Source organism: Micromonospora sp. NBS 11-29 (genome assembly GCF_002140155.1).
GTDB lineage: Bacteria > Actinomycetota > Actinomycetes > Mycobacteriales > Micromonosporaceae > Micromonospora.
This window is the reverse complement of sequence record NZ_NAPR01000006.1, coordinates 367,071-392,150: the sequence shown is the minus strand read 5'-3', so window position 1 is coordinate 392,150 and position 25,080 is coordinate 367,071. Positions and strand designations below refer to the sequence as shown.

Below are 25,080 nucleotides of genomic sequence, written 5' to 3'. Positions count from 1 at the left end.
CGGTGATCCGGGGTCGGTCGCGGGAGGGTTCTCCCGCCCGCGGCCACCTCGGTCGGGTTGTGTGAATCCGGGCCTGTAGGCTTCATCGCCGCAGAACCCACAAAGGCTATCCGGCCGCCAGGCCGGAAAGGCTGTCGACAGAGTCCTACGCGCCGACCGGCGCACCGGGGCGAACGAACCAAGAAAGTCCACCAGGAGGACACCAGTGGCGAAGGCGAAGTTCGAGCGGACTAAGCCGCACGTCAACATCGGCACCATTGGTCACATCGACCACGGTAAGACGACGCTGACGGCGGCCATCACGAAGGTCCTGCACGACCAGTACCCGGACCTGAACCCGTACACGCCGTTCGACGAGATCGACAAGGCGCCGGAGGAGAAGGCCCGCGGCATCACGATCTCCATCGCGCACGTCGAGTACCAGACCGAGGCGCGTCACTACGCGCACGTCGACTGCCCCGGTCACGCCGACTACATCAAGAACATGATCACCGGTGCCGCGCAGATGGACGGCGCGATCCTGGTGGTGGCGGCGACCGACGGCCCGATGCCGCAGACCCGCGAGCACGTGCTGCTGGCCCGTCAGGTCGGTGTGCCGTACATCGTCGTGGCGCTCAACAAGAGCGACATGGTCGACGACGAGGAGCTCCTGGAGCTCGTCGAGCTCGAGGTCCGCGAGCTGCTGTCGGCGCAGGAGTACCCGGGTGACGACCTGCCGGTCGTCCAGGTCTCCGCGCTGAAGGCGCTCGAGGGCGACCCGGTCTGGACCGAGAAGCTGCTCGAGCTGATGAGCGCGGTCGACACCGCGATCCCGCAGCCGGAGCGCGAGACCGAGAAGCCGTTCCTCATGCCCGTCGAGGACGTGTTCACGATCACCGGTCGTGGCACCGTCGTCACCGGTCGTGTCGAGCGTGGCGTGCTGCTCCCGAACGAGGACGTCGAGGTCGTCGGCATCCGCGAGAAGGGCTTCAAGACCAAGGTCACCGCGATCGAGATGTTCCGGAAGACCCTGGACGACGCGCGCGCAGGCGAGAACGTCGGTCTGCTGCTGCGTGGCACCAAGCGCGAGGACGTCGAGCGCGGCATGGTCGTCATCAAGCCGGGCAGCAACACCCCGCACACGGAGTTCGAGGCGACGGTCTACATCCTCTCCAAGGAGGAGGGTGGCCGCCACACCCCGTTCTTCCAGAACTACCGCCCGCAGTTCTACTTCCGGACCACGGATGTCACCGGCGTCGTCACGCTGCCCGAGGGCACCGAGATGGTCATGCCGGGCGACAACACCACCATGTCGGTGAAGCTGATCCAGCCCATCGCCATGGAGGACAACCTGAAGTTCGCGATCCGCGAGGGCGGTCGTACGGTCGGCGCGGGTCGCGTCACCAAGATCGTCAAGTGAGCTGGGTAACCCCGATTAGCGTCGCCGCCGGTCGTGCGGCATACTAGTCAGGTTGCGTAACGACGGTCGGTCACACGCGTCCGGTTGAGGCTGGACCTCCGGGAGTCAGATCGTCTCGCGTGGGGTGGTTGATCGCCATCGGCGGTCAACCACCCTCGCGCGGCGTCCAGGTCGCGCTCACCGCGATCGGCGCCATGACCCACCGCGTGGTCAGAGAACCGCTCCGAGCCTCGGGGCGGAGCCTGGTCCACGGGCGCGACACGCCCGACCGCGGGGGTCGGCGAAGTGGGCCTGTGCCAGCCGGTACAGGCGCCCGCAACACAGCGGCATCGAGAGAAGGAACAGAAGCCACCATGGCGGGACAGAAGATCCGCATCCGGCTCAAGGCCTATGACCACGAGGTCGTCGACTCCTCGGCGCGGAAGATCGTCGAGACGGTGACGCGTACCGGGGCGCAGGTCGCTGGCCCGGTGCCGCTGCCCACGGAGATCAACCGTTTCTGCGTTATCCGCTCGCCGCACAAGTACAAGGACTCGCGCGAGCACTTCGAGATGCGTACGCACAAGCGTCTGATCGACATCATCGACCCGACCCCGAAGACGGTCGACTCGCTCATGCGCCTCGACCTGCCGGCTGGCGTCGACATCGAGATCAAGCTGTAGGGATCGATCAAATGGACAGGCAAGTCAAGGGGATCCTGGGCGCCAAGCTCGGCATGACCCAGGTCTGGGACAACAACAAGGTTGTTCCCGTGACCGTGGTCGAGGCCGGCCCGTGCGTCGTGAGCCAGGTTCGTAGCGCCGACAAGGACGGCTACTCCGCGGTCCAGCTGGCGTACGGCGCCATCGACCCGCGCAAGGTCAAGAAGCCGGTCGCCGGGCACTACGCCAAGGCCGACGTCGCGCCGCGCCGGCACATCGTCGAGCTGCGTACCGCCGACGCCGCGGACTACTCGCCGGGCCAGGAGGTCACGGTCGACGAGTTCCCGGCCGGCATCGTGATCGACGTGACCGGCAAGACCAAGGGCAAGGGCTACGCCGGCCCGATGAAGCGGCACGGCTTCCACGGTCTGCGCGCCAGCCACGGTGTCGAGCGCAAGCACCGCTCGCCCGGCTCGATCGGCGCCTGCGCGACCCCGGGTCGCGTCTTCAAGGGCACCCGGATGGCGGGCCGGATGGGTGGCGTGCGCTACACCGTCCAGAACCTGACCGTCCAGGCGGTCGACACCGAGAACAACCTCCTGCTCGTCCGCGGCGCCATCCCCGGCCCGAAGGGCGCGCTGGTCCTGGTCCGTACCGCGGCCAAGACGAAGGTGAAGAAGGGCGGTGCGGCCAAGTGACCACCGTTGACGTCCGCAACGTCGAAGGCGGCACGAGCGGCTCCGTCGAGCTGCCGGCCGACATCTTCGACGCGCAGGCGAACATCGCGCTGATGCACCAGGTCGTGGTGGCTCAGCTCGCGGCGGCCCGGCAGGGCACGCACAAGACCAAGACCCGCGGCGAGGTCTCCGGTGGAGGCAAGAAGCCGTACAAGCAGAAGGGCACCGGTCGTGCCCGCCAGGGCTCGACCCGCGCGCCGCAGTTCGCCGGCGGTGGCGTGGTCCACGGCCCGGTGCCGCGCGACTACAGCCAGCGCACCCCGAAGAAGATGAAGGCCGCCGCCCTGCGTGGCGCCCTCTCCGACCGGGCCCGCGCCGGCCAGGTGCACGTCGTCGAGGCGTTCGTCTCGGGCGAGAAGCCGTCGACCAAGGCCGCGCTGGCCACGTTGACGCAGCTGACCGAGGCCCGGCGGGTGCTGGTCGTGCTGAGCAGCACCGACGAGCTGAACTGGGTGTCGCTGCGGAACCTGCGCAACGCGCGGGACAGCCGGGTGCACCTGATCGAGGCCGGCCAGCTCAACACGTACGACGTGCTGGTGGCCGACGACGTGGTCTTCACCAAGGAGGCCCTGGACGAGTTCCTGGGCGTTCCGGCCGAGACCACCGAGGAGGGTGGCAAGTGAGCACGATCGCCGATCCGCGCGACGTCATCGTCGCACCGGTCGTCTCGGAGAAGAGCTACAGCGAGCTGAACCGGAACTGGTACACCTTCCTGGTGCACCCGGACGCGAACAAGACCGAGATCAAGATCGCTATCCAGCAGATCTTCAACGTCCGCGTCCTGACGGTCAACACGCTCAACCGCGAGGGCAAGCGCAAGCGGACCCGGACCGGGTTCGGCAAGCGCAAGGACACCAAGCGCGCGATGGTGAAGCTGGCTGACGGTGACCGTATCGAGGCCTTCGGCGGCCCGGTCAGCTGAGGGGTGTAGACAATGGCTATCCGTAAGTACAAGCCGACGACGCCGGGCCGGCGTGGCTCGAGCGTTGCCGACTTCGCCGAGATCACCCGGTCCACGCCGGAGAAGTCGCTGCTGGCTCCGCTGCCGAAGAAGGGCGGACGCAACGCCCACGGCCGGATCACCACGCGGCATCACGGTGGCGGCCACAAGCGCCAGTACCGTCTGATCGACTTCAAGCGGGTCGACAAGGACGGCGNCTGCTGCACTACGCCGACGGCGAGAAGCGCTACATCCTCGCGCCGAAGGACCTGAAGCAGGGCGACCGCGTCGAGTCCGGTCCGGGCGCCGACATCAAGCCCGGCAACAACCTGCCGCTGCGCAACATCCCGGTCGGTACCACCATCCACAACGTGGAGCTGCGTCCGGGCGGCGGCGCCAAGCTGGCCCGTTCGGCCGGCGTCGGCATCCAGCTGCTCGGCCGCGAGGGCGCGTACGCGACCCTGCGTATGCCGTCCGGCGAGATCCGGCGGGTGGACGTCCGTTGCCGCGCCAGCATCGGTGAGATCGGCAACGCCGACCAGTCGAACATCAACTGGGGCAAGGCCGGCCGGATGCGGTGGAAGGGCAAGCGCCCGACCGTCCGTGGTGTCGCGATGAACCCGGTCGACCACCCGCACGGTGGTGGTGAGGGTAAGACCTCCGGTGGTCGCCACCCGGTCAACCCGCAGGGTAAGCCCGAGGGCCGCACCCGTCGTAAGGGCCAGCCGAGCGACCGGCTGATCGTCCGCCGCCGCTACGCCACGCGTAAGCGCGGCTGAGGGAGATAAGACATGCCTCGCAGCCTGAAGAAGGGCCCGTTCGTCGACGACCACCTGCTCAAGAAGGTGGAGACGCAGAACGACAAGGGCTCGAAGAACGTGATCAAGACCTGGTCGCGGCGCTCGACGATCATCCCGGAGATGCTGGGTCACACGATCGCCGTGCACGACGGACGCAAGCACGTCCCGGTCTTCGTGACCGAGGCCATGGTCGGGCACAAGCTCGGCGAGTTCGCGCTGACCCGTACGTTCAAGGGTCACGAGAAGGACGACCGGAAGAGCCGCCGGCGCTGACGCCGCGGGCATACGGATAGAGGAACAAGGGGTTACAGCGATGCCAGGAAAGGGCGACGCTCCGGTGCTTCCGGGCGCGCGGGCGGTTGCGCGGCACGTGCGCATCTCGCCGATGAAGGCGCGCCGGGTGGTCAACCTCGTCCGCGGCCTGCCCGCGAAGGAGGCGCTCACGGTGCTGCAGTTCGCGCCGCAGGCTGCGAGCGAGCAGGTGTACAAGGTGCTCGCGAGCGCGATCGCCAACGCGGAGAACAACGAGCGGCTGGACCCCGACGCGCTGCTCGTCAGCGAGGCGTTCGTCGACGAGGGCCCGACGATGAAGCGGTTCCGGCCGCGGGCGCAGGGCCGGGCGTACCGGATCCGCAAGCGCACGTGCCACATCACCGTGGCGGTCGAGGCGGTGGCGCCGGCCGCGCCGAAGAAGTCGGCCAAGAAGGCCGCTCCGGCCAAGCAGGCCGAGCCGGCGCAGGCGGAGAGCACGACGGAGGGTGCCGAGTAATGGGTCAGAAGGTTCACCCCACTGGGTTCCGGCTCGGCATCTCGACCGACTGGAAGTCCCGCTGGTTCGCGGACAAGCTCTACAAGGACTACATCGGCGAGGATGTCAAGATCCGCCGGATGATGTCCAAGGGCCTCGAGCGTGCCGGCATCTCCAAGGTCGACATCGAGCGCACCCGGGACCGGGTCCGCGTGGACATCCACACCGCCCGGCCGGGCATCGTCATCGGCCGTAAGGGTGCGGAGGCCGACCGGATCCGCGGTGAGCTGGAGAAGCTCACCGGCAAGCAGGTCCAGCTGAACATCATCGAGGTGAAGAACCCCGAGTCGGACGCGCAGCTGGTCGCCCAGGGCGTCGCCGAGCAGCTGTCCAGCCGGGTCAGCTTCCGTCGGGCCATGCGCAAGTCGATGCAGTCCGCGATGAAGAACCCGGCCTGCAAGGGCATCCGGGTGCAGGTTTCGGGCCGTCTCGGCGGCGCCGAGATGAGCCGGACCGAGTTCTACCGCGAGGGTCGGGTTCCGCTGCACACGCTGCGGGCCAACATCGAGTACGGCTTCTTCGAGGCCCGTACCACCTTCGGCCGGATCGGCGTGAAGGTCTGGATCTACAAGGGCGACGCCGTCCCGGGCCGCGAGGCCCCGGCCGAGGCCGCCCCGTCGCGCGGCCCGCGCCGTGACCGTGGCGACCGGCCGGAGCGGCCGCGCCGTGGCCGGTCGGGCTCGTCGGGTACGACCGCCGGTGGCACCGAGGCCGGCCGGGCTGCCGCGACCACCATCGCGCAGCAGGCGGAGACGCCGGCCGGTGACCCGGTCGACGCTGGAGCCGTGGCTGCGGCCGCGACTCAGCCGGCAGAAACGCAGCAGGAGGGCTGAGAAGATGCTGATGCCGCGCAAGCCCCCGAAGGGCTTCCGCAAGCCGCACCACCCGGACCGCCACGGCGCGTCCAAGGGCGGTAACCGGGTGGTGTTCGGCGAGTTCGGGATCCAGGCTCTGGAGCCGGCGTACGTGACCAACCGCCAGATCGAGTCGGCGCGTATCGCGATGACCCGCCACATCAAGCGTGGCGGCAAGGTCTGGATCACGATCTTCCCGGACCAGGCCCTCACCAAGAAGCCGGCCGAGACCCGGATGGGTTCCGGTAAGGGTTCGCCCGAGTGGTGGGTCGCCAACGTCAAGCCGGGGCGGGTCCTCTTCGAGATGTCCTTCCCCAACGAGCAGATCGCGCGAGAGGCGATGCGTCGCGCGATCCACAAGCTCCCGATGAAGTGCCGCATTGTTACGCGCGAAGTGGGTGAATCCTGATGGCAGCGGGCGTCAAGGCCTCCGAGCTGCGTGAAGCCTCCGACGAGGAGCTGGTCACGAAGCTGCGTGAGGCGAAGGCGGAGCTGTTCAACCTCCGCGTGCAGGGCGCGACCGGGCAGCTGGACAACAACCGGCGGTTGCAGGTCATCCGTCGGGAGATCGCCCGGATCTACACGATCATGCGTGAGCGTGAGCTGGGTCTCTCGGCCGCGCCGACTGAGGTGACTGCATCATGAGTGAGAACACCACCACCACCGCCGACGTGCGGGCCCGCCGTAAGGTCCGTGAGGGCCTCGTGGTGAGCGACAAGATGGACAAGACCGTCGTGGTCGAGGTCGAGGACCGGGTCAAGCACGCGCTGTACGGCAAGATCATGCGCCGTACCCGCAAGCTCAAGGTGCACGACGAGCAGAACTCGGCCGGCATCGGCGACCGGGTCCTGATCATGGAGACCCGGCCGCTCTCCGCCACCAAGCGGTGGCGGCTCGTGGAGATCCTCGAGAAGGCCAAGTAGCGAAGGCTCGAGCTCGGCCGGTATCGGTCGGGCGCAGGTTCCGCCAGGCTCCGGCCGCCCCCGGCGGCCGGAGAACCGGCAGACATAGGAGATAGACGTGATTCAGCAGGAGTCGCGACTGCGTGTCGCCGACAACACGGGTGCCCGGGAGATCCTGTGCATCCGGGTTCTCGGTGGCTCCGGTCGGCGCTACGCGAGCATCGGCGACGTCATCGTGGCCACGGTCAAGGACGCGATCCCCGGTGCCGGTGTGAAGAAGGGCGACGTCGTCAAGGCCGTCGTCGTTCGGACCGCCAAGGAGAGGCGGCGGCCGGACGGGTCGTACATCCGCTTCGACGAGAACGCCGCCGTCATCATCAAGGACGGTGGGGACCCGCGCGGCACCCGTATCTTCGGCCCGGTCGGCCGTGAGCTGCGGGACAAGCGGTTCATGAAGATCATCTCTCTCGCGCCGGAGGTGTTGTGACCGTGAAGGTCAAGAAGGGCGACACGGTCGTCGTCATCGCCGGCAAGGACAAGGGTGCCAAGGGCAAGGTCATCGCGGCCTACCCGCGGCAGGACAAGGTCCTGGTCGAGGGCGTGAACCGGGTCAAGAAGCACACCCGTATCAGCACCACCCAGCGTGGCGCCAAGACCGGTGGCATCGTCACCCAGGAGGCCCCGATCCACGTTTCGAACGTGATGGTCCTGGACTCCGACGGCAAGCCGACCCGCGTCGGCTACCGGATCGACGACAACGGCCAGAAGGTCCNCCCTGCCGCGCCTCAAGGAGCGGTACCGCAACGAGATCGTGGCCGAGCTGCAGAAGCAGTACACCTACGGCAACCCCATGCAGGTGCCGGGGCTGGTCAAGATCGTCGTCAACATGGGTGTCGGCGAGGCCGCTCGCGACGCCAAGCTGATCGACGGCGCGGTCCGCGACCTGGCCACCATCACCGGCCAGAAGCCGCTGGTGCGGCGCGCGACCAAGTCCATCGCGCAGTTCAAGCTCCGTGAGGGCATGCCGATCGGCGCGAAGGTCACCCTGCGGGGCGACCGCATGTGGGAGTTCCTGGACCGGCTGCTGTCCATCGCGCTGCCGCGTATCCGTGACTTCCGCGGTCTGGACGGGCGCAAGCTCGACGGGCACGGCAACTACACGTTCGGTCTGACCGAGCAGTCGGTGTTCCACGAGATCGACCAGGACAAGATCGATCNCAAGAAGGCGCTGATCCTCAAGGCGGCCGCGAAGCCGAAGTTCTCGGTTCGCGCGTACACCCGCTGCCAGCGGTGCGGGCGTCCGAAGGCGGTCTACCGCAAGTTCGGTCTCTGCCGGGTGTGCATCCGGGAGATGGCCCACCGCGGTGAGCTGCCCGGCGTGTCCAAGGCTTCCTGGTAATAGCCCGGCGCGCTCCGGCGCGTCAGCTGAACTGTCTCTTCGCCGTAGGCCCCGGGCCTGGCCCGGGGAACCCCGGCGAGAAAGGTTGACGAGTTTTCATGACGATGACCGACCCGATCGCAGACATGCTCACGCGTCTGCGTAACGCCAACCAGGCGTACCACGACCGGGTGACGATGCCGTACTCGAAGATCAAGGCGAACATCGCCGAGGTCCTCAAGTCCGAGGGCTACATCGCCACCTGGTCGGTCGAGGAGCCCGAGGAGGGCGCCGTCGGCAAGCGACTGGTCGTCGAGCTGAAGTACGGCCAGAACCGCGAGCGGAGCCTGGCCGGCATCAAGCGCGTGTCCAAGCCCGGTCTCCGGGTGTACGCCAAGTCGGACGGGCTCCCGCGGGTGCTCGGCGGGCTGGGCGTGGCGATCATTTCGACGTCCCAGGGGCTGCTCACCGACCGGCAGGCCCGCAAGCGGAGCGTTGGCGGGGAAGTCCTCGCCTTCGTCTGGTAACGGGAGCCGGCGTGAGCGCGAGGAGCGAAGCGCAGCGGAGCCCCGCAGTCGCGAACGAAGGAATTGATCGATAATGTCGCGTATTGGACGCAAGTCGATCCCGGTGCCAGCCGGCGTCGACATCACGATCGACGGCCAGACCGTCAAGGTCAAGGGCCCCAAGGGCGAGCTGAGCCATGTGCTGGCCGAGCCGATCACGGCGGAGCGCAGCGAGGACGGCGAGCTGCACGTCAACCGGCCCAACGACGAGCGTAAGGCCAAGGAGCTGCACGGCCTGAGCCGTACGCTGGTGGCCAACATGATCGTCGGGGTGACCGAGGGCTACCGCAAGAGCCTGGAGATCGCCGGCACCGGTTACCGGGTGACCGCCAAGGGCAAGGACCTGGAGTTCGCGCTCGGGTTCTCGCACCCGGTCCTGGTGCAGGCGCCGGACGGCATCACCTTCACGGTCGAGCGGCCGACGCTGTTCCACGTCGCCGGCATCGACAAGCAGCAGGTCGGCGAGGTCGCCGCCAACATCCGGAAGATCCGCCCGCCGGAGCCCTACAAGGGCAAGGGCGTGAAGTACCAGGGCGAGGTCATCCGCCGTAAGGCTGGAAAGGCAGGTAAGAAGTGAGCGCCACGCTGCTCAAGCGCCGCCGCGGCGTCGCCGCCAAGCGTGCCGTCGGGCGTGCGCGTCGGCACTTCCGGGTCCGCAAGAACGTCAACGGCACCGCCGAGCGTCCCCGCCTGGTCGTCACCCGCTCCCTGCGGCACATGGTCGCCCAGGTCGTGGACGACGCCAAGGGTCACACCCTGGCGTCGGCCTCGACCATGGACGCCTCGCTGCGTGGCGCCGAGGGCGACAAGAGCGCCCTGGCCGGCAAGGTCGGCGCCCTGCTCGCCGAGCGTGCCAAGGCCGCCGGCGTCTCGAAGGTCGTCTTCGACCGCGGCGGTAACCGGTACGCGGGGCGGGTCGCCGCGCTTGCCGACGCCGCCCGCGAAGCCGGGCTCGAGTTCTAGAAACCCCGTCACGAGAGAGAAGGAAGGCTGCTGATGCCAGGTCAACAGCGCCGTGGCGGCGGGTCCGGTGGCAACGAGGGTGGTCGCCGCGACAACCGCCGTGAGGGCGGCCGCGGAAACGCGCCCGTCGAGAAGACCCCGCACCTCGAGCGGGTCGTCGCGATCAACCGCGTCGCCAAGGTCGTGAAGGGTGGTCGTCGCTTCAGCTTCACCGCCCTGGTGATCGTGGGCGACGGCGACGGCACCGTCGGTGTGGGCTACGGAAAGGCCAAGGAGGTGCCCGCGGCGATCGCCAAGGGTGTCGAGGAGGCCAAGAAGCACTTCTTCAAGGTGCCGCGGATCGGTGCCTCGATCCCGCACCCGGTCACGGGCGAGGACGCCGCCGGTGTGGTGCTGCTCAAGCCGGCCTCCGCCGGTACGGGTGTCATCGCCGGTGGTCCGGTGCGTGCCGTGCTGGAGTGCGCGGGCATCCACGACGTGCTCTCCAAGAGCCTCGGCTCGTCCAACCCGATCAACATCGTGCACGCCACCGTGGCGGCCCTGAAGGGGCTGGAGTCCCCCGAGCAGGTCGCGGCGCGTCGTGGCCTGCCGGTGGAGGACGTCGCGCCGGCCGCCATGCTGGCGTCGCGTGCGGGGGTGGCGTCCTGATGGCACGTCTGAAGGTCACCCAGGTCCGGTCCGAGATCGGGACCAAGAAGAACCAGCGTGACTCGCTGCGTTCGCTCGGTCTCAAGCGGATCAACGACGTGGTGGTCAAGGAGGACCGGCCGGAGATCCGCGGCATGATCTTCACGGTCAACCACCTCGTGAAGGTCGAGGAGGTCGAGTAATGACGATCAAGGTGCACCACCTGCGCCCGGCGCCCGGCGCCAAGACCGCGAAGACCCGGGTGGGTCGCGGTGAGGGGTCGAAGGGCAAGACCGCCGGTCGCGGTACCAAGGGTTCGAAGGCCCGGAAGAACATCTCGGCGGCGTTCGAGGGTGGGCAGATGCCCATCCACATGCGCCTGCCGAAGATGAAGGGCTTCAAGAACAAGTTCAAGGTCGTGTTCCAGGTGGTGAACCTGGACCGGCTCGCCGAGCTGTTCCCGAACGGCGGCCAGGTCGGCCCCGTCGAGCTGGTCGAGGCCGGCGCGGTCCGCAAGGGCCACCCGGTCAAGGTGCTCGGCACCGGCGACCTCGGTGGCGTGTCTCTCCAGGTGTCGGCGCACGCGTTCAGCGCGTCGGCCAAGGAGAAGATCACCGCGGCCGGCGGCTCGGTNCGTCATGGTGTACCGGTCGCGTGTGCGGCGGGTAACATCGGATTCGTTTTATGTAGCCGGGCACATCTGCCCGGACGGGGTTCGGGCTGTTAGAGTCCGATCCCAGCCATGGATACCGGGCACTCCGTCCGGCACCCACCCCGCCCCGCCAGGATCACCGGCGGCCCGCGTCGCGCAGGAGGAAGAAGTTGCTGTCCGCCTTTCTCAGTGCGTTCCGTACGCCTGACCTGCGCAAGAAGCTGCTGTTCACAGTAGGCATCATCGCGGTCTACCGTCTGGGCGCCACGCTGCCCAGCCCGGGCGTCTCGTACGGCAACGTCCAGAAGTGCCTCGACACCATCCAGGGCAACAGCACCGGGGTGCTCAACCTGCTGGATCTCTTCTCCGGCGGGGCGCTGCTCCAGCTCTCGGTCTTCGCGCTGGGCATCATGCCCTACATCACCGCGTCGATCATCCTGCAGCTGCTGACGGTGGTGATCCCGCGCCTGGAGCAGCTCCGCAAGGAGGGCCAGGCCGGCCAGGCGAAGATCACCCAGTACACCCGCTACCTGACGCTGGGCCTGGGCATCCTCCAGTCCTCGGCGTTCGTGGCGCTGGCCCGCTCCGGGCAGCTGTTCAACAACCAGTGCGACCAGTTCCCGATCGTGCCCAAGGGCACCGGCATCCCGGACTGGATGACGCTGACGATCCTGGTCATGACGATGACCGCCGGCACCGGCGTGGTGATGTGGCTCGGTGAGCTGATCACCGACCGGGGCGTCGGAAACGGCATGTCGGTGCTGATCTTCACCTCGATCGCGGCTCGGCTCCCCAGCGAGGGCTGGAAGATCAAGACCCAGAAGGGCTGGGGCTGGTTCCTCCTCGTCATCGTCCTGGTGCTGCTGGTCATCACCGCGGTCACGTTCATCGAGCAGGCCCAGCGTCGGATCCCGGTGCAGTACGCCAAGCGCATGATCGGCCGGCGGATGTACGGCGGCACGTCGACCTACATCCCGCTCAAGGTGAACCAGGCCGGCGTCATCCCGGTCATCTTCGCCTCGTCGCTGCTCTACCTGCCGCAGCTCGCGCTCCAGTTCTTCGATCCGAACGACCCGGGCAAGGTCCAGGCGTGGATCCAGAACCACATCGTGAAGGCGAGCGCGCCGGAGCACATCGCGATCTACTTCCTGCTGATCATCTTCTTCACGTACTTCTACGTGTCGATCACGTTCAACCCGACCGAGGTCGCGGACAACATGAAGAAGTACGGCGGGTTCGTGCCGGGCATCCGTCCGGGCAAGCCGACCGCCGAGTACCTCGACTTCATCCTCAGCCGGATCACCCTGCCGGGCGCGCTGTACCTGGGCATCGTCGCCATCCTGCCGAACTTCTTCTTCATCTGGCTGGACAACCAGCAGTTCCAGAACTTCCCGTTCGGCGGCACCGCTGTGCTCATCATGGTCGGCGTCGGTCTGGAGACCGTGAAGCAGATCGAGAGCCAACTCATGCAGCGGAACTACGAAGGGTTCCTGCGGTAGATGCGACTCGTTCTGGTTGGCCCGCCGGGCGCGGGCAAGGGCACACAGGCGGAGTTCATCGCCGCACACCTGGCGGTGCCGAAGATCTCGACCGGTGACATCTTCCGGGCCAACGTCACCCAAGGCACGCCGCTGGGAGTCGAGGCCAAGCGGTACATGGATGCCGGCAAGCTGGTCCCGGACGACGTCACCATCAACATGGTCCGGGACCGGCTCGCCGAGCCGGACGCCGGCGAGGGGTTCCTGCTCGACGGCTTCCCGCGGACCACGCCGCAGGCGGCCGAGCTGGACAAGCTCCTCGCCGACCTGGGCGGCGCGCTGGATCTGGTGCTGGAGCTCGTCGTCGACGACGACGAGGTGATCCGGCGGCTCTCCGGCCGGCGCACCTGCCGCGGCTGCGGCAAGATCTGGCACGTCGAGTTCGACGCGACCACCCGGGACGGCATCTGCGACCGCTGCGGCGCGGAGCTGTTCCAGCGCGACGACGACAAGCCGGAGACCATCGCGGCCCGGCTGCGGGAGTACGCCGAGAAGACCGCGCCGCTGGTCGACTACTACGGCGCCCAGGGCAAGCTGGTCGGCATCGACGCGACCGGGCCGGTGGAGGACGTCACCGTCCGCGCCATCGACGCGCTGCGATCGTACGGCGGCTGACGTCGCCACCAGGCGGATAGAGTTCGAACAGCGGGGTACGCGCGACGTGCCCCGCTGTTCCGCGTAAACGAAAGGTGTCGCCGTCATGCGCCGTCCCCAGCTGGACATCCAGCTGAAGACCCCCGAGCAGATCGAGCTGATGCGGGCCGCCGGTCTGGTGGTCGCCCGAGCGCTCCGCCGGATGCGGGAGGCGGTCGCGCCCGGTGTGACGACGGCCGACCTCGACGCGATCGCCGAGGCCACCATCCGGGAGGCCGGCGCCGTTCCGTCGTTCAAGGGCTACCACGGTTTCCCGGCGTCGATCTGCTCCTCGGTCAACGAGCAGGTGGTGCACGCGATCCCGTCGCCGGCGCAGACGCTGCGCGAGGGCGACCTGATCTCGATCGACTGCGGCGCGGTGCTGAACGGCTGGCACGGCGACGCGGCGGTGACGGTGCCGGTGGGGGAGGTCGACCCGGCCCTGCTGCGGATGGCCGAGGTGGCCGAGGACGCCATGTGGGCCGGGATCGCCGCCGCGGCCCGGGGAGCGGCCTCCGGGAGGGGCCGGCTCACCGACATCTCGCACGCGGTGGAGACCGCGGTCCGCAAGGGGGGCCGGTACGGCATCGTCGAGGGCTACGGCGGCCACGGCATCGGCACCGAGATGCACCAGGATCCGCATGTGCTCAACCACGGGCGCCCCGGCAAGGGACCGCGCCTGGTGCCCGGCCTGGCGCTCGCCATCGAGCCGATGATCACGATGGGCTCCCCGCGTACGACCGAGTTGGCCGACGGCTGGACCGTGGTGACGCGGGACGGCTCGATGGCGGTGCACGTCGAGCACTCGATGGCGCTCCTGGCCGACGGTGTCTGGGTGCTGACCGCCGAGGACGGCGGTCGATCCCGGCTCGGTGACCTGGTCACGTCCCGCCAGCCCGCGGATTCCCCAGCCATCTGACCGCGCCGGTGAGCCGTCACCGCGCGATCCCGGCCGGCGGTGCTCCGCCCGCAGCCGCCGCTTGATCGATTTCAGGTCGGTGAGGTGGTGGGGTCGGGGGCGTCCCCGGATCGCCGCCGGTTCGGCGAAGTGGTGGGGACGGAGTGCGGCTGATACCGCCGCTTCGGCGGGCTGGTGTGGATCACATGAGCAGGGCGGTCGGGGCGCGGCGAGTACGCCCCTCGCCGTGCCGCTGGTCACAGTCGGGCCGGAAATTCACCGCGCAGGGGGCCGGACGGCCGGCCGGTTTGGCGGCACTGCTCGTGTCGGCGTACACTTTCAGATCGGCGCACAGCGTCCACTCCGCCATGCCCACCCTGCGCTTCGGTGGGAGTCGGAGCCGCGGCTGGCGCGGGTTTCCTGATCTTGGTCGGGTCGCCCGTGTAAGACGTTGTGGGCCGTCCGGAGTAACCGACGTCAGGACAGCGGAGGACATGCCGAAAAAAGACGGAGCCATCGAGATCGAGGGTCGGGTCATCGAGCCCCTGCCGAACGCCATGTTCCGGGTGGAGCTCGCGAACGGCCACAAGGTGTTGGCTCACATCAGTGGCAAGATGCGGCAGCACTACATCCGCATCCTGCCGGAAGACCGGGTCGTCGTCGAACTCTCGCCGTACGACCTGACCCGCGGGCGCATCGTCTACCGCTACAAGTAAGCCTGACGGCGGCCGGGACCGTTCCCGTGTCCGTCTTCGACGTCCGGGTCGCGCTGCGTCGCGGCTCCGGGCCAGATGGGAAGTAAGGCAACCGTGAAGGTCAAGCCGAGCGTCAAGAGGATCTGCAACAAGTGCCGGGTGATCCGCCGGCACGGCCGGGTCATGGTCATCTGCACCGACCCGCGCCACAAGCAGCGCCAGGGCTGACGCCCCACATCACCAAGCTCGTCCCAGCCGCGGACGGTACGCAGCGCGTACCCCTCGTGGTTGACCCCCGGTCGGAGGCCGGGGCCCGCTCGGGCAGCGACCGATCCCGGTCGCCGGCGTGCGAACGCCGGAAGGACAGGGACGGTCGGTCAGCGGGGTGGGACGGGTCCACACCTCCGCCACAACATCACGAGGAGTACGCCCGCACATGGCACGTCTAGTCGGCGTGGATCTCCCCCGCGAGAAGCGGATGGAGATCGCGCTCACCTACATCTTCGGGGTCGGTCGCACCCGCGCCCTGGAGACGCTCGCCGCGACCGGCATCTCGCCGGACAAGCGCGTTCGGGACCTCACGGACGAGGAGCTGGTCGAGCTCCGGAACCACATCGAGGGCAACTACAAGGTTGAGGGCGACCTGCGCCGCGAGGTCGCCGCTGACATCCGCCGCAAGGTCGAGATCGGCTGCTACGCCGGTATCCGGCACCGCCGCGGTCTGCCCGTGCGTGGTCAGCGCACCAAGACCAACGCGCGGACCCGGAAGGGCCCGAAGCGGACCGTGGCCGGCAAGAAGAAGCCCGGCAAGAAGTAATAGGAGCGCAGAAGACTTATGCCACCGAAGGCTCGTGCCGGAGCCGCCGTCAAGAAGGTCCGGCGCAAGGAACGCAAGAACGTCGCCCACGGGCAGGCGCACATCAAGAGCACCTTCAACAACACCATCGTGTCCATCACGGACCCGACCGGTGCGGTCATCTCCTGGGCCTCCTCCGGCCAGGTGGGCTTCAAGGGCTCCCGCAAGTCGACCCCGTTCGCCGCGCAGCTCGCCGCCGAGGCCGCCGCGCGTCGGGCCATGGAACACGGCATGCGCAAGGTCGACGTGTTCGTCAAGGGCCCCGGCTCCGGCCGGGAGACCGCCATCCGTTCGCTGCAGGCCGCCGGCCTCGAGGTCGGGCAGATCTCCGACGTCACGCCGCAGCCGCACAACGGGTGCCGTCCGCCGAAGCGTCGCCGGGTCTGAGAGGTTAGAGAGAGATGGCTCGTTACACCGGTGCTGACTGCCGCCGTTGCCGGCGGGAGAAGATGAAGCTGTTCCTCAAGGGCAGCAAGTGCGATGGCCCGAAGTGCCCGTTCGAGTCCCGGCCGTTCCCGCCCGGGCAGCACGGCCGCGGCCGCACGAAGGAGACGGAGTACCTGCTCCAGCTCCGTGAGAAGCAGAAGGCCCGTCGTGTCTACGGCGTGCTGGAGAAGCAGTTCCGCGGCTACTACGAAGAGGCCGTGGGCAAGAAGGCCAAGACCGGTGAGGTTCTGCTCCAGATCCTCGAGTCGCGGCTGGACAACGTGGTCTACCGGGCCGGCTACGCCAAGTCCCGGGACATGGCCCGTCAGCTGGTCAAGCACGGTCACTTCACGGTGAACGGCAAGAAGGTCGACATCCCGTCGTTCCGCGTCAAGGAGCACGACATCATCGAGGTCCGGGGCAAGAGCAAGGAGCTCACCCCGTTCATCGTCGCGCAGGCCGAGGCCGGCTCCAAGACCGTCCCGGCGTGGCTCGAGGCCATCCCCAGCCAGATGAAGGTCCTCGTGCACTCGCTCCCGGCCCGTCAGGTGATCGACACCCAGGTCCAGGAGCAGCTGATCGTCGAGCTCTACTCCAAGTAGGGCCCGTTGCGGTGGCCCGTCCCCCGGGGCGGGCCACCGGAACAGTTGTGTCGTGGGCGTCAAATAGCGGGCGCCCCGGAAGAGAAGAGAAAAGATGCTCATCAGCCAGCGACCGTCTCTCTCCGAAGAGTCGATCAACGAGACCCGCTCCCGGTTCACCATCGAGCCGCTGGAGCCCGGCTTCGGCTACACGCTCGGCAACTCGCTGCGGCGTACCCTGCTGTCGTCCATCCCCGGTGCGGCGGTCACCTCGATCAAGATCGACGGTGTGCTGCACGAGTTCACCACGATCCCCGGGGTCAAGGAGGACGTGGTCGAGCTCGTCATGAACATCAAGGAGCTGTGCGTCAGCTCCGAGCACGACGAGCCGGTCAGCATGTACCTGCGCAAGCAGGGCCCGGGCGACGTGACCGCCGGTGACATCCAGCCCCCGGCCGGTGTCTCGGTGCACAACCCGGACCTGAAGCTCGCCACCCTCAACGGCAAGGGCCGGCTCGACATGGAGCTGACCGTCGAGCGGGGTCGGGGCTACGTCACGGCGGCGCAGAACAAGCAGGCGGGCGCCGAGATCGGCCGGATCCCGGTCGACTCGATCTACTCGCCGGTGCTCAAGGTGACGTACCGCGTCGAGGCGACCCGCGTCGAGCAGCGGACCGACTTCGACCGGCTGATCATCGACGTCGAGACCAAGCCGTCGATGGGTCCGCGTACCGCGCTGGCCTCCGCCGGCTCGACGCTGGTGGAGCTGTTCGGCCTCGCCCGTGAGCTGGACGAGACCGCCGAGGGCATCGACATCGGGCCGTCCCCGCAGGACGCCCAGCTCGCGGCGGACCTGGCTCTGCCGATCGAGGAGCTGGACCTGACCGTCCGCTCCTACAACTGCCTCAAGCGCGAGGGCATCAACTCCGTTGGTGAGCTGATCGGGCGTACCGAGGCCGACCTCCTCGACATCCGCAACTTCGGTCAGAAGTCGATCGACGAGGTCAAGATGAAGCTCGCCGGGATGGGCCTGGGGCTGAAGGACTCGGCTCCGAACTTCGACCCGGCGCACGTCGTGGACGCCTTCGGCGAGGCCGACTACGACACCGACGACTACCGCGAGACCGAGCAGCTCTAGTCCGCGCTGCCGCCACACCTGAGGAGCACCAAGCATGCCCACGCCCACCAAGGGCCCCCGCCTCGGCGGCAGCCCCGCGCACGAGCGGCTGATGCTGGCCAACCTGGCCACCGCGCTGTTCCAGCACGGCAAGATCCAGACCACCGAGACGAAGGCCCGGCGGCTCCGCCCGCTGGCCGAGCAGCTCATCACCAAGGCCAAGCGCGGCGACCTCGCCTCGCGTCGGCGGGTGGCGGGCGTCGTCAAGGACAAGGACGTGGTCTACTCCCTGTTCGACCAGATCGCGCCCCGGTACGCCAACCGCAACGGTGGCTACACCCGGATCGTGAAGACCGGTCCGCGCAAGGGTGACGCCGCTCCGATGGCGATCATCGAGCTGGTGGAGGAGCTTCAGGTCGCCGAGCCGAAGGCGAACAAGAAGACCGCCGCCCGCAAGGCCGCGCAGCAGGACAAGGTCGAGGCCCTGGCCCCGGCCGAGGAGACCCCGCGCTCCAGCGAGGTCGCCGACCAGGACGCCGAGGCTCCGGTCTCCGCCTCCGGTGACACCGCCGCCGCCCGCGAGGACAGCGACGAGACCACCGAGAACGACAAGGCCTGAGATCAGGCTCGACCGGGCCCGGCATCCCCACGGGGGTGCCGGGCCCGTCGCCGTCGACAGGAGGTACGAGGTGGACGAGCGGACCCGGCTGCGGCTGGACGTCTCGTACGACGGCACGGACTTCTCCGGCTGGGCCCCCCAGCCCACCCGGCGCACGGTCGCCGGGGTCCTGACGGCGACGCTGGACCTGGTCCTCGGCGCGGGCACGGTGACCGGCCTGACCGTGGCCGGCCGCACCGACGCCGGGGTGCACGCCACCGGGCAGGTCTGCCATCTCGACCTGCCGACCGAGGTGTGGCGGGAGCACGAGGGGCGGCTGCTGCGCCGGCTGGCCCGGCTCCTGCCGCCGGACGCCCGGGTACGCGCCATGACCGAGGTGCCGGCCGACTTCGACGCCCGCTTCTCGGCCACCTTCCGTCGCTACGAGTACCGGGTCACCGACGCGCCCTGGGGCGCCGAGCCGCTACGTCGGCGGGACACGCTGGCCTGGCCGAAGCCGCTCGACCTGGCGGCGCTGAACGCCGCCGCGGCCGGCCTGGTCGGCGAGCACGACTTCGCCGCGTACTGCCGGCGCAAGGAGAACGCGACCACGCTGCGCGAGGTGACCCGGCTGGACTGGCGGCGTGACCCGGACGGGATCCTGGTCGCCACCGTGCGGGCCGACGCGTTCTGCCAGAACATGGTGCGCAGCCTGGTCGGCGCGATGCTGGTCGCCGGGGACGGCCGGCGGCCGGTCCAGTGGCCGGCCGGTCTGCTGAGCCGCCGGGAACGCGCCAGCGAGGTGACCGTGGCGCCGGCGCACGGCCTGGCCCTGGTCGAGGTCGGCTACCCGGCCGACCCCGCCGACTACGCCCGCCGCGCCGACCTCACCCGCCGGCTGCGGGTGCCGGTCGTCGAGGGCTGAGCGCGCACGACCGGCGCGGGCGAGGTCGGTTCAGTCGCCCGAACCGCGCTGGCCGGCGCTGTTCTCGGTGGGTGTGTCGACGGGTTGGCCGGCGGTTCCGGCGGAAGCCCGGCGGTCCAGCACCCCCCGGTTCAGGTGCAGCTCGATCAGGTCGTACATGATCTCGCGGGCGGTGGCGTCGTCGGCGGGGATCCGCTCCCCGTCCGCCCGGGTGACCACGCAGTAGGCGACGTAGTGGCCGCGTACCTGCCAGCCGACGCGGGCGGCGGCCTTCTCCACCGCCTGGGAGTCCTCGTTCGCGGCCATGCCGCGGAACCGTCCCTGCCGGCCGTCCAGCAGCGGCCGGATCCGGTCGCGTACCCGTTGGGCGCTGGCCACGTCGGTCAGGTTCAGCAGGCCGGCGGTGAGCAGGTGGTCGCCGTCGGGGGAGCGGAGCGTGCCCCGGACGACCTGGTTGCAGCCGAGCCGGACCAGCAGGTCGGCGATCTCGCCGGTGGCTGCGACCGCGCAGTTCGCGTTCGCCTGGGTCTTGAGCACCCGGTAGGCCGGCTTGCCGGAGGCGACCACCAGTTGCTTGCCGGGGAAGACCTCCTTGACGGTGAGCGCCGCCTGGTCGGTGTCGCGGGAGTCGAGGTCGGACCGGCCGTCGTCGCTCGTCTCCGTCTCCGTCGGCTGTGGTGTCGGCTGGCTCGTCGGTCCGGTGGTGGCGCGCTCGTCGAGCAGCGCCGCGACGGCCAGCCCGGTGAGTGAGAGCAGGAGCAGCACGGCGGCGCCGCCGATCAGCGTCTGCCAGACCCGGCCGCCGCGGCGGTCGGCGCGGCGATTCCGGGCCGGTTCGAGCCGGTCGCCCGACCGGGCGGCCGGCCGGGCCGGGATCGGCACGGTCGGCTGCGCCGTCGCGGCCGGTACGGGCGCCGGTGCCGGCGGCGCGGGCTGCGGCACCGGGATGGGCTCGCGGGGCGGCACGGGTCCGCCGGGTGTCGGTGCCGGAGGCGCCGGAGCCGGGGGTGCCGGAGCCGGCGCCCGGGCCTCGTCGACGCCCGGGGTGGTGAACTCGGCCGGCGTCAGCGACGGGGTGGGGAAGCGGGAGGGCGAGGGACCCGCCGGTGGCGGCGTCGGGGCTCCGAGCTCGGTCGGGGCCGACCCGGGCTGCGGGTATTCCAGGAAGGCGTCCTCATCGGACTCGTACCGATACACCATGTGGCATAGAGTAGGGCCTATTATCCCTTTCAGGGGGAATATCGGGAAATTCTGGCGAGGTGGCGTCGACCCCTGGACGGCGTACCGCCCGCCCGCCGATGCGAGAATGCCGGCGTGACCGGCGACCACTACTTCACCGCAGAACCCACGAGCCCGGCCCGCACCCGTGAGGTCGAGTTCTCCGTCGCCGGGCGCGACTACGCCCTCACCTCGGCCGGCGGCGTCTTCTCCGCCGACCGGCTCGACCCCGGCACCGCCGTGCTGCTGCGCAAGGCCGAACTGCCGGCCGCCGACGTCACCGGTCCGCTGCTCGACGTCGGTTGCGGGTTCGGGCCGATCACCTGCGTGCTGGCCACCGTCGCCCCGGCCGCCACCGTCTGGGCGGTCGACGTCAACGAGCGGGCCCGCGCGCTCACCACCGCCAACGCCGACCGGATCGGCGCCGCCGACCGGGTCCGCGCGGTCGCCCCGGACGAGATGCCGGCGGACGTCACCTTCGCCCAGATCTGGTCCAACCCGCCGATCCACATCGGCAAGAACGAACTGCACGAGCTGCTGCTGCGCTGGCTGCCCCGGCTCACCCCGGACGGCGTGGCCTGGCTGGTCGTCGCCCGGCACCTCGGCGGCGACTCGCTGCACCGCTGGCTGGTCGGGCAGGGCTGGCAGGCGCAGCGGCACGCCAGCCAGAAGGGCTACCGGGTGCTCCGGGTCACCCGGTAATCCGGTGTCGTCCGGGCGGCGGTCTCGGGCAGGATGCCCGCGTGGGATACGTGGACGTGGCAGCGGTCGGGCACACCCTCCCGGACGGGCGGGAACTCTTCCGCGAGGTGTCGTTCCGGGTCGGTGAGGGCGCCAAGGTGGCGCTCGTCGGCCCCAACGGGGCCGGCAAGACGACCCTGCTCCGGATGGTCGCCGGTGACCTCCCGGTCCGCGCCGGTGCGATCGCCCGCTCCGGTGGACTGGGCGTGATGCGGCAGTTCATCGGCATGATCGGCGACGACTCGACGCTCGCCGACCTGGCCCTGTCGCTCGCCCCACCGGCGCTGCGCGACGCCGGGCACCGGCTCGCCGAGACCGAGGCGGCCATGCGGACGGCCGAGGTCCGCGGCAAGTTCAGCTCCGCCGCCGGCAAGGCCCAGCTCGCGTACGCCGACGCGCTGGCCGCCTGGGGCGAGACCGGCGGGTACGACGCCGAGGTGCTCTTCGACACCGTCGCGACCATCGTGCTGGACCTGCCATGGGACACCGCCCGGGAACGGCCGGTGCGCACGCTCTCCGGCGGCCAGCAGAAGCGCTTCGCGTTGGAACTGCTGCTGCGCGGCCCGGACGAGGTGCTGCTGCTCGACGAGCCGGACAACTTCCTCGACGTGCCCGGCAAACGCTGGCTGGAGTCGCGACTGCGTGAGTCCGGCAAGTCGGTGCTCTACGTCTCGCACGACCGGGAACTGCTGGCGCAGACCGCCGACCGGGTGGTGGCCGTGGAGGGCGGCAGCGCCTGGGTGCACCCCGGTGGCTTCGCGAGCTGGCACTCCGCGCGAGTGGCCCGGCACGCCCGCCTCGACGAACTGCGCCGCCGCTGGGACGAGGAACACCAGAAGCTGCGCGAGCTGATGCTGATGTACAAGCAGAAGGCCGCGTACAACGACGGGTTGGCCTCCCGCTACCAGGCCGCGCAGACCCGGCTGCGCAAGTTCGAGGAGGCCGGGCCGCCGCCCGTACCCCCGAAGGACCAGGACATCCGGATGCGGCTGACCGGCGGGCGGACCGGCAAGCGCGCGGTGATCGCCGACCAGCTTGAGCTCGACGGCCTGACCTACCCGTTCGACCTGGAACTCTGGTACGGCGACCGGGTCGCGGTGCTCGGCGCGAACGGGACCGGCAAGTCGCACTTCCTGCGGCTGCTGGCCCGCGGCGGCACCGACCCGGAGCCGGGCAACACGCCGGTCGACGGCGCCGGCGCGCTCGCGCCGGTCGCGCACGGCGGCACGGTCCGGCTCGGCGCGCGGGTCCGACCCGGGCACTTCTCGCAGACCCACGACCGGCCGGAGCTGATGGAACGGACGCTCGTCGAGATCCTGTGGCGGGGCGACGAGCACCGGGCCGGCATGGACCGGCACGGCGCCATGGCGGCGCTGTCCCGCTACGAGCTGGCCGCCCAGGGCGACCAGCGGTTCGGCACGCTCTCCGGCGGCCAGCAGGCCCGCTTCCTGGTGCTGCTGCTGGAGCTGTCCGGGGCCACGCTGCTGCTGCTCGACGAGCCGACCGACAACCTCGACCTGGCCTCCGCCGAGGCGCTCGAAGCCGGGTTGACCGCGTTCGAGGGCACGGTCGTCGCGGTGACGCACGACCGGTGGTTCACCCGTACCTTCGACCGGTTCGTGCTGTTCCGCGGCGACGGCGACGTGGTGGAGACGCCGGAACCGGTCTGGGACGTCGGATGATCGACGCGCAACTCGCCGCCCGGCTCTGCGCGGTCGACGGCGTGGTCGCGGTGGCGCTCGGCGGCAGCCGGGCCCGCGGCGACCACCGCCCCGACTCCGACTGGGACGTCGGCCTCTACTACCGGGGTACGCCGGACGTGGCCGGGCTGCGCGCGGTGGCCGCGTCGGTCGCCGACGGTCCGGTGGACCTCACCGCGCCGGGTGGCTGGGGACCGTGGGTCGACGGCGGTGGCTGGCTGCGCGTCGGCGGGGTCGCGGTGGACTGGATCTACCGCGACCTGGACCGGGTACGCGGGGTCTGGGCCGACTGCCGGGCCGGCCGCTACACGGTCGCGGTGCAGGCCGGGCACCCGCTCGGGTTCTACTCGCACGCCTACGCCGGTGAGGTCGCGCTGGGCTGGGTGCTCGGCGACCCGACCGGCGAGCTGACCGCGCTGCGGGCCGAGACCGTCGACTACCCACCGGCGCTCGGCGCGGCGCTGGTGGCCGGCGGCTGGGAAGCGGGCCTGCTGCTCGACGCCGCGGCGAAGGGCGCGACCGGAGGCGACGCCGGGTACGTCGCCGGTTGCCTGTTCCGGGTGGTCGGGGTGCTGACGCAGGCGCTGCACGGGCGGGCCGGGCGGTGGCTGGTCAACGAGAAGGGCATGATCGCGTCGGCGGGGCGGCTGCCGGGCGCGCCGGCCGGGTTCACCGACCGGGCGCAGGCGTTGCTCGGCGCGGCGGGGCGTACCCCGGGGGAGCTGGCGGCGACGGTCGGTGACGCCCGCGCGTTGGCGCGCGACGTGCTCGGCTGACGGGCGGACGCGGGGGTTGGCGATCCCACCTCGCGGCGCTGGCCCGCGACGGCGCTCGCCGGGTGGGGGCCTGGCGGCGGGCATAGGGTGGAACTCGTGAGTGAGATGACCTATCGCCGGCTGGGCGACTCCGGGCTCGTGGTGTCCGTGGTCGGGATCGGCTGCAACAACTTCGGCCGCAAGCTCGACCTCGACGGCACCCGGGCGGTCGTGGACGCCGCACTCGACGCCGGGATCAACTTCTTCGACACCGCCGACATCTACGGCGAACCGCAGGGCGGCTCCGAGGAACTGCTCGGGCAGGCGCTCAAGGGCCGCCGCGACGACGTCGTCCTCGCCACGAAGTTCGGCATGGACATGCACGGCGCGAACGGGCCGGACCACGGCGCCCGGGGTGCCCGCCGCTACATCGCCCGCGCGGTCGAGGCGTCGCTGCGCCGGCTCGGCACCGACCACATCGACCTCTACCAGATGCACGAGCCCGACCCCGGCACGCCGATCGACGAGACGCTCGCCGCGCTGGACGACCTGGTGACCGCCGGCAAGGTGCGCTACCTGGGCAACTCCAACTTCGCCGGCTGGCAGATCGCCGACGCCGATTGGACCGCCTCCTCTCAGGGGCGCACCCGGTTCATCTCCGCGCAGAACCACTATTCGCTGCTGGAACGGGGCGTGGAGGACGAGGTGATCCCGGCCTGCGAGCGGTTCGGCCTCGGCATGCTGCCGTTCTTCCCGCTCGCCAACGGGCTGCTCACCGGAAAGTACAAGCGGGACGAGGCGCCCCCGGCGGGCAGCCGGCTGGCCGGGGGCGGCCGGTACGCCGAGCGGCTCGCCGCGGCACGCTGGGACACCATCGAGGCGATCGAGGCGTACGCGACCGAGCGCGGAGTGAGCATGCTCCAGGTGGCCATCGGCGGGCTGGCCGCCCGGCCGGCGGTGACCTCGGTGATCGCCGGCGCGACCACGCCCGAGCAGGTACGCGCCAACGCCGAGGCGGGTACCTGGCAGCCCACCGAGGAGGACCTCGACGCCCTCGACGCCCTCCTCTGACAGCCCACCGCGGCGCCGGCGCTTCCCCGGGCGGCTGTCCTCGTTGGACTGTAGACCGGCG

General features: G+C 70.0%; 34 protein-coding genes and 3 pseudogenes. 36 read left to right on the top strand and 1 reads right to left on the bottom strand.

Annotation, left to right across the window (positions count from 1 at the left end; genetic code table 11):
• Positions 1–205: 205 nt before the first annotated feature.
• The 32 genes and pseudogenes from tuf to truA all read left to right on the top strand — a co-directional run bounded on the left by tuf (position 206) and on the right by truA (position 19,534).
• Positions 206–1,399 carry an elongation factor Tu gene (gene tuf / locus B1205_RS09545; RefSeq protein WP_089155259.1) on the top strand — a complete coding sequence of 398 codons (1,194 nt, stop codon included), beginning with the start codon at positions 206–208 and terminating at the stop codon, positions 1,397–1,399.
• Between the two features lie 353 nt (positions 1,400–1,752).
• Positions 1,753–2,061, top strand: coding sequence for a 30S ribosomal protein S10 (gene rpsJ, locus B1205_RS09540; RefSeq protein ID WP_007073037.1), 309 nt, complete (start codon positions 1,753–1,755; stop codon positions 2,059–2,061).
• Positions 2,062–2,072: 11 nt separating this feature from the next.
• A complete protein-coding gene (gene rplC, locus B1205_RS09535) occupies positions 2,073–2,738 on the top strand; it encodes a 50S ribosomal protein L3 (RefSeq protein ID WP_089155258.1) in 666 nt (221 codons plus the stop codon).
• A complete protein-coding gene (rplD, locus tag B1205_RS09530; protein ID WP_089155257.1) occupies positions 2,735–3,400 on the top strand; it encodes a 50S ribosomal protein L4 in 666 nt (221 codons plus the stop codon). Before rplC ends, rplD begins: the two co-directional genes overlap by 4 nt.
• Positions 3,397–3,699: a 50S ribosomal protein L23 gene (rplW, locus tag B1205_RS09525; RefSeq protein WP_013288632.1), complete on the top strand. Its 303-nt coding sequence runs from the start codon at positions 3,397–3,399 to the stop codon at positions 3,697–3,699. The genes rplD and rplW overlap by 4 nt, the downstream gene beginning before the upstream one ends.
• Positions 3,700–3,711: 12 nt before the next feature.
• Positions 3,712–4,496, top strand: a pseudogene (rplB, locus tag B1205_RS09520) (50S ribosomal protein L2).
• Between the two features lie 12 nt (positions 4,497–4,508).
• Complete coding sequence (gene rpsS / locus B1205_RS09515) at positions 4,509–4,790, top strand: 30S ribosomal protein S19 (RefSeq protein ID WP_007073032.1); 282 nt, start codon at positions 4,509–4,511, stop codon at positions 4,788–4,790.
• A gap of 40 nt (positions 4,791–4,830) precedes the next feature.
• A complete protein-coding gene (rplV, locus tag B1205_RS09510) occupies positions 4,831–5,286 on the top strand; it encodes a 50S ribosomal protein L22 (protein ID WP_089155256.1) in 456 nt (151 codons plus the stop codon).
• The gene (gene rpsC / locus B1205_RS09505; RefSeq protein WP_088973240.1) at positions 5,286–6,158 is read left to right on the top strand and encodes a 30S ribosomal protein S3; all 873 of its coding nucleotides are present in this window, start codon (positions 5,286–5,288) and stop codon (positions 6,156–6,158) included. The genes rplV and rpsC overlap by 1 nt, the downstream gene beginning before the upstream one ends.
• 4 nt (positions 6,159–6,162) lie before the next feature.
• A complete protein-coding gene (gene rplP, locus B1205_RS09500; RefSeq protein WP_073834927.1) occupies positions 6,163–6,588 on the top strand; it encodes a 50S ribosomal protein L16 in 426 nt (141 codons plus the stop codon).
• A complete protein-coding gene (gene rpmC / locus B1205_RS09495; protein ID WP_089155255.1) occupies positions 6,588–6,824 on the top strand; it encodes a 50S ribosomal protein L29 in 237 nt (78 codons plus the stop codon). Before rplP ends, rpmC begins: the two co-directional genes overlap by 1 nt.
• A complete protein-coding gene (gene rpsQ / locus B1205_RS09490) occupies positions 6,821–7,102 on the top strand; it encodes a 30S ribosomal protein S17 (protein WP_089155254.1) in 282 nt (93 codons plus the stop codon). The genes rpmC and rpsQ overlap by 4 nt, the downstream gene beginning before the upstream one ends.
• A gap of 97 nt (positions 7,103–7,199) precedes the next feature.
• The gene (gene rplN / locus B1205_RS09485) at positions 7,200–7,568 is read left to right on the top strand and encodes a 50S ribosomal protein L14 (protein WP_007465279.1); all 369 of its coding nucleotides are present in this window, start codon (positions 7,200–7,202) and stop codon (positions 7,566–7,568) included.
• Positions 7,565–7,873 (top strand): annotated as a pseudogene (gene rplX / locus B1205_RS09480) (50S ribosomal protein L24); the annotation flags it as partial. The gene rplN and the pseudogene rplX, both read left to right, overlap by 4 nt.
• Entirely contained in the window at positions 7,857–8,480 is a 624-nt protein-coding gene (gene rplE / locus B1205_RS31140; protein WP_089155253.1) for a 50S ribosomal protein L5, read from the top strand. The pseudogene rplX and the gene rplE, both read left to right, overlap by 17 nt.
• A gap of 98 nt (positions 8,481–8,578) precedes the next feature.
• Entirely contained in the window at positions 8,579–8,986 is a 408-nt protein-coding gene (rpsH, locus tag B1205_RS09470; RefSeq protein WP_018784557.1) for a 30S ribosomal protein S8, read from the top strand.
• 73 nt (positions 8,987–9,059) lie between these two features.
• Positions 9,060–9,602 carry a 50S ribosomal protein L6 gene (gene rplF / locus B1205_RS09465; protein ID WP_089155252.1) on the top strand — a complete coding sequence of 181 codons (543 nt, stop codon included), beginning with the start codon at positions 9,060–9,062 and terminating at the stop codon, positions 9,600–9,602.
• The gene (rplR, locus tag B1205_RS09460) at positions 9,599–9,988 is read left to right on the top strand and encodes a 50S ribosomal protein L18 (protein WP_089155251.1); all 390 of its coding nucleotides are present in this window, start codon (positions 9,599–9,601) and stop codon (positions 9,986–9,988) included. The genes rplF and rplR overlap by 4 nt, the downstream gene beginning before the upstream one ends.
• A gap of 33 nt (positions 9,989–10,021) precedes the next feature.
• Complete coding sequence (rpsE, locus tag B1205_RS09455) at positions 10,022–10,636, top strand: 30S ribosomal protein S5 (protein WP_018784559.1); 615 nt, start codon at positions 10,022–10,024, stop codon at positions 10,634–10,636.
• A complete protein-coding gene (gene rpmD, locus B1205_RS09450) occupies positions 10,636–10,818 on the top strand; it encodes a 50S ribosomal protein L30 (protein WP_013473693.1) in 183 nt (60 codons plus the stop codon). The genes rpsE and rpmD overlap by 1 nt, the downstream gene beginning before the upstream one ends.
• A pseudogene (rplO, locus tag B1205_RS09445) lies at positions 10,818–11,246 on the top strand (50S ribosomal protein L15); the annotation flags it as partial. The gene rpmD and the pseudogene rplO, both read left to right, overlap by 1 nt.
• Before the next feature lie 191 nt (positions 11,247–11,437).
• A complete protein-coding gene (gene secY, locus B1205_RS09440; RefSeq protein WP_089155250.1) occupies positions 11,438–12,766 on the top strand; it encodes a preprotein translocase subunit SecY in 1,329 nt (442 codons plus the stop codon).
• Complete coding sequence (locus tag B1205_RS09435) at positions 12,767–13,420, top strand: adenylate kinase (RefSeq protein WP_089155249.1); 654 nt, start codon at positions 12,767–12,769, stop codon at positions 13,418–13,420.
• 85 nt (positions 13,421–13,505) lie between these two features.
• Positions 13,506–14,357 carry a type I methionyl aminopeptidase gene (gene map / locus B1205_RS09430; protein ID WP_089155248.1) on the top strand — a complete coding sequence of 284 codons (852 nt, stop codon included), beginning with the start codon at positions 13,506–13,508 and terminating at the stop codon, positions 14,355–14,357.
• A gap of 473 nt (positions 14,358–14,830) precedes the next feature.
• Positions 14,831–15,052 carry a translation initiation factor IF-1 gene (infA, locus tag B1205_RS09425; protein ID WP_007073013.1) on the top strand — a complete coding sequence of 74 codons (222 nt, stop codon included), beginning with the start codon at positions 14,831–14,833 and terminating at the stop codon, positions 15,050–15,052.
• A gap of 93 nt (positions 15,053–15,145) precedes the next feature.
• Positions 15,146–15,259, top strand: a complete 114-nt coding sequence (gene rpmJ / locus B1205_RS09420) for a 50S ribosomal protein L36 (protein WP_012184307.1) — start codon at positions 15,146–15,148, stop codon at positions 15,257–15,259.
• 208 nt (positions 15,260–15,467) lie between these two features.
• The gene (gene rpsM / locus B1205_RS09415; RefSeq protein ID WP_013288614.1) at positions 15,468–15,848 is read left to right on the top strand and encodes a 30S ribosomal protein S13; all 381 of its coding nucleotides are present in this window, start codon (positions 15,468–15,470) and stop codon (positions 15,846–15,848) included.
• A gap of 18 nt (positions 15,849–15,866) precedes the next feature.
• A complete protein-coding gene (gene rpsK / locus B1205_RS09410) occupies positions 15,867–16,274 on the top strand; it encodes a 30S ribosomal protein S11 (protein WP_014440747.1) in 408 nt (135 codons plus the stop codon).
• 14 nt (positions 16,275–16,288) lie between these two features.
• A complete protein-coding gene (gene rpsD / locus B1205_RS09405; RefSeq protein ID WP_089155247.1) occupies positions 16,289–16,915 on the top strand; it encodes a 30S ribosomal protein S4 in 627 nt (208 codons plus the stop codon).
• Positions 16,916–17,009: 94 nt separating this feature from the next.
• Entirely contained in the window at positions 17,010–18,032 is a 1,023-nt protein-coding gene (locus tag B1205_RS09400; protein ID WP_007073009.1) for a DNA-directed RNA polymerase subunit alpha, read from the top strand.
• Between the two features lie 34 nt (positions 18,033–18,066).
• A complete protein-coding gene (gene rplQ, locus B1205_RS09395) occupies positions 18,067–18,630 on the top strand; it encodes a 50S ribosomal protein L17 (RefSeq protein WP_089155246.1) in 564 nt (187 codons plus the stop codon).
• 70 nt (positions 18,631–18,700) lie between these two features.
• On the top strand, positions 18,701–19,534 hold the full coding sequence (gene truA, locus B1205_RS09390) for a tRNA pseudouridine(38-40) synthase TruA (RefSeq protein WP_089155245.1): 834 nt from the start codon (positions 18,701–18,703) through the stop codon (positions 19,532–19,534).
• Positions 19,535–19,564: 30 nt separating this feature from the next.
• Here truA and B1205_RS09385 read toward each other — a convergent pair whose 3' ends face one another.
• Positions 19,565–20,734: a hypothetical protein gene (locus B1205_RS09385; RefSeq protein ID WP_254909811.1), complete on the bottom strand. Its 1,170-nt coding sequence runs from the start codon at positions 20,732–20,734 to the stop codon at positions 19,565–19,567.
• Between the two features lie 114 nt (positions 20,735–20,848).
• Here B1205_RS09385 and B1205_RS09380 point away from each other — a divergent pair, with 114 nt between their 5' ends.
• The 4 genes from B1205_RS09380 to B1205_RS09365 all read left to right on the top strand — a co-directional run bounded on the left by B1205_RS09380 (position 20,849) and on the right by B1205_RS09365 (position 25,019).
• Positions 20,849–21,454 (top strand): class I SAM-dependent methyltransferase, encoded by a 606-nt coding sequence (locus tag B1205_RS09380; protein ID WP_089155244.1) that lies wholly within the window; start codon positions 20,849–20,851, stop codon positions 21,452–21,454.
• Between the two features lie 41 nt (positions 21,455–21,495).
• Positions 21,496–23,175, top strand: a complete 1,680-nt coding sequence (locus B1205_RS09375; RefSeq protein WP_089155243.1) for an ABC-F family ATP-binding cassette domain-containing protein — start codon at positions 21,496–21,498, stop codon at positions 23,173–23,175.
• Positions 23,172–23,969 carry a nucleotidyltransferase domain-containing protein gene (locus tag B1205_RS09370; RefSeq protein WP_089155242.1) on the top strand — a complete coding sequence of 266 codons (798 nt, stop codon included), beginning with the start codon at positions 23,172–23,174 and terminating at the stop codon, positions 23,967–23,969. The genes B1205_RS09375 and B1205_RS09370 overlap by 4 nt, the downstream gene beginning before the upstream one ends.
• Positions 23,970–24,056: 87 nt before the next feature.
• Positions 24,057–25,019, top strand: coding sequence for an aldo/keto reductase (locus B1205_RS09365; RefSeq protein ID WP_176308504.1), 963 nt, complete (start codon positions 24,057–24,059; stop codon positions 25,017–25,019).
• The last annotated feature ends 61 nt before the right edge of the window (positions 25,020–25,080 follow it).

Excerpts from the sequence above, each read along its gene's own strand:
- B1205_RS09400 (WP_007073009.1), top strand. The coding sequence starts at position 17,010 with ATGCTCATCAGCCAGCGACCGTCTCTCTCCGAAGAGTCGATCAACGAG.
- B1205_RS09385 (WP_254909811.1), bottom strand. The coding sequence starts at position 20,734 with ATGGTGTATCGGTACGAGTCCGATGAGGACGCCTTCCTGGAATACCCG.
- rplP (WP_073834927.1), top strand. The coding sequence starts at position 6,163 with ATGCTGATGCCGCGCAAGCCCCCGAAGGGCTTCCGCAAGCCGCACCAC.
- rpsD (WP_089155247.1), top strand. The coding sequence starts at position 16,289 with ATGGCTCGTTACACCGGTGCTGACTGCCGCCGTTGCCGGCGGGAGAAG.
- rplC (WP_089155258.1), top strand. The coding sequence starts at position 2,073 with ATGGACAGGCAAGTCAAGGGGATCCTGGGCGCCAAGCTCGGCATGACC.
- rpsM (WP_013288614.1), top strand. The coding sequence starts at position 15,468 with ATGGCACGTCTAGTCGGCGTGGATCTCCCCCGCGAGAAGCGGATGGAG.
- infA (WP_007073013.1), top strand. The coding sequence starts at position 14,831 with ATGCCGAAAAAAGACGGAGCCATCGAGATCGAGGGTCGGGTCATCGAG.
- rplV (WP_089155256.1), top strand. The coding sequence starts at position 4,831 with ATGCCAGGAAAGGGCGACGCTCCGGTGCTTCCGGGCGCGCGGGCGGTT.
- rplQ (WP_089155246.1), top strand. The coding sequence starts at position 18,067 with ATGCCCACGCCCACCAAGGGCCCCCGCCTCGGCGGCAGCCCCGCGCAC.
- B1205_RS09435 (WP_089155249.1), top strand. The coding sequence starts at position 12,767 with ATGCGACTCGTTCTGGTTGGCCCGCCGGGCGCGGGCAAGGGCACACAG.
- rpsQ (WP_089155254.1), top strand. The coding sequence starts at position 6,821 with ATGAGTGAGAACACCACCACCACCGCCGACGTGCGGGCCCGCCGTAAG.
- rpmD (WP_013473693.1), top strand. The coding sequence starts at position 10,636 with ATGGCACGTCTGAAGGTCACCCAGGTCCGGTCCGAGATCGGGACCAAG.
- rplF (WP_089155252.1), top strand. The coding sequence starts at position 9,060 with ATGTCGCGTATTGGACGCAAGTCGATCCCGGTGCCAGCCGGCGTCGAC.
- rpsE (WP_018784559.1), top strand. The coding sequence starts at position 10,022 with ATGCCAGGTCAACAGCGCCGTGGCGGCGGGTCCGGTGGCAACGAGGGT.
- rpmC (WP_089155255.1), top strand. The coding sequence starts at position 6,588 with ATGGCAGCGGGCGTCAAGGCCTCCGAGCTGCGTGAAGCCTCCGACGAG.
- rpsK (WP_014440747.1), top strand. The coding sequence starts at position 15,867 with ATGCCACCGAAGGCTCGTGCCGGAGCCGCCGTCAAGAAGGTCCGGCGC.
- B1205_RS09370 (WP_089155242.1), top strand. The coding sequence starts at position 23,172 with ATGATCGACGCGCAACTCGCCGCCCGGCTCTGCGCGGTCGACGGCGTG.
- rpsJ (WP_007073037.1), top strand. The coding sequence starts at position 1,753 with ATGGCGGGACAGAAGATCCGCATCCGGCTCAAGGCCTATGACCACGAG.
- map (WP_089155248.1), top strand. The coding sequence starts at position 13,506 with ATGCGCCGTCCCCAGCTGGACATCCAGCTGAAGACCCCCGAGCAGATC.
- rpsC (WP_088973240.1), top strand. The coding sequence starts at position 5,286 with ATGGGTCAGAAGGTTCACCCCACTGGGTTCCGGCTCGGCATCTCGACC.
- rpsH (WP_018784557.1), top strand. The coding sequence starts at position 8,579 with ATGACGATGACCGACCCGATCGCAGACATGCTCACGCGTCTGCGTAAC.
- rpsS (WP_007073032.1), top strand. The coding sequence starts at position 4,509 with ATGCCTCGCAGCCTGAAGAAGGGCCCGTTCGTCGACGACCACCTGCTC.